Raw genomic sequence first — 1,645 nt, 5'->3', positions numbered from 1 at the left:
CCCCGAAGCCGGCACCGAAGGCGACTCCGGTCGCGACGCCCGCGTCGGCGGCCGACGCCAAAGCCGCCGCCAAGCCGGCACCGGTCTGGCCCGCAGGCGCGCTCTCGATCACCGAGAATTACGGCGAGTGGACCCTCACCTGCACCCGGCCCGAGACGAATACGGCCTGCATGCTGATGCAGTCGCAAGGGGACAACAAGACCGGCAAGCGCCTGTTCGCCTTCGAGTTGCGGACGCCGAAGGACGGGCGGGCGGAGGGCCTGATCCTGATGCCGTTCGGTCTCTCGATCGACCCGGGCGTCACGTTCAAGCTCGACGACGTGGTGCTGGGCAAGGGCGCGCCCTACATCTCGTGCAGCGCGGAAGGCTGCCTCGTGCCGATCAGCTTCCCGACGCTTGCCACCGACGCGATGCGGACCGCCAAGACCCTCCAAGTGATCGGCGTGAAACCGAGCAACGAGGAGCCCCAGCCGATCGCGGTGCCGCTCGGCGGGTTCGCGGCGGTCTGGGACCGGGCGATCGCCTTCACCAACTGATCCGACGACGGACGGCAGACACCGAGAGCGGCCGGCAAGGCCGCCGACCCGGGCAGGCGAGACGACGAGAGGGCCGAGCATGCGCGACACGATGATCCTGGCGGGGCTGCTGGCCTGCCTCGCTGCCCCGCTCGTCGCGCAGGAGGCCGCTCCCTCCGGCGGCCCGCCCGATTCGATGCCGGACGCGCCGCCGATGGACAAGAAGCGCGTCATGGCCGCGCGCCTCACCGGGCTGGTCGGCTTTACGAACAGCTCATGCCCGGACTTGCAGGGCGATCCGGCCCTCCTGAAGGGCGCCGTCGAGCGCCTCGGGGTCGATCCCAAGGACCTGGAGCAGGGCGAGCTGGCGATGGTCGCGCGCTCGTTCTCCGAGACCTACCAGAAGGACGTGCCGGCGAACTGCAAGCGCGCGATCGAGACGTTCGGCCCGTCGAGCCGGATCGTCCCGAACCTCATCGTGAAACGCTGACCCTCGTCTCGACTGTGGCACGCGGGGACGGCGCGGGACGGCGTCCGAAACCACGATTAAGCGTGCGTTAGCCGCGATCCGGCAGTGTCGGCCCTCAGCGGCGTCGGAGCGTTGCGTCCCTTGTCCGGGGCGCCCGCCGCCCCCGGGTGCGGCGTATCGATGGGCGGGTGGCTCGAGACGGGACCAAGGGTCCGCCGCATGCCCCGCCGCGCGGGCCTCGCGCTCGCGATGCTGGCAGGCCTCGGGCTTCCGGCCGAGGCCGCCAAGCTCCTCGCCGTCTCCGGCACCGAGGCGCAGGGCTACGCCCGCATCGCCTTCACGTTCGACGGCGCGGTCTCGATCAAGGCGCGGCTCTCCGGCGGCGTGCTGGTGCTCAACTACGACGAGCGGACGGAGGCCGGACCGGAGCGGCTGGTCTCCGAGCTGCCCGGCTACCTCGCCGCCGTCCGGCGCGATCCCGACGGCAGCGGGCTGCGGCTGGCCCTACAGCGGCCGATCCGAGTCAACGTGCAGGAGGCCGGCGAGAAGGTGTTCGTCGACCTGCTGCCCGAGAACTGGACCGCCCTGCCGCCGCCCCTGCCGCCGGACGTCGTTGCCGACCTCGCTCGCCGCGCCCGGGCCGCCGAGGCGATCCTGAAGG

General features: G+C 71.9%; 2 protein-coding genes and 1 pseudogene. All 3 read left to right on the top strand.

The window, feature by feature from the left end; translation table 11 throughout:
* The coding region (locus FV222_RS25290; protein ID WP_147815934.1) for an invasion associated locus B family protein at positions 1–536 on the top strand (536 nt) is incomplete at its 5' end.
* A 79-nt stretch (positions 537–615) separates the two neighbouring features.
* The gene (locus FV222_RS25285) at positions 616–1,005 is read left to right on the top strand and encodes a hypothetical protein (RefSeq protein ID WP_246685657.1); all 390 of its coding nucleotides are present in this window, start codon (positions 616–618) and stop codon (positions 1,003–1,005) included.
* A 198-nt stretch (positions 1,006–1,203) separates the two neighbouring features.
* A pseudogene (locus FV222_RS25280) lies at positions 1,204–1,645 on the top strand (hypothetical protein); the annotation flags it as partial.

It is taken from the genome of Methylobacterium sp. WL103 (assembly GCF_008039885.1).
In the GTDB taxonomy this organism is placed as follows: domain Bacteria; phylum Pseudomonadota; class Alphaproteobacteria; order Rhizobiales; family Beijerinckiaceae; genus Methylobacterium; species Methylobacterium cerastii.
This window is presented reverse-complemented; position numbering and strand designations above follow the sequence as displayed.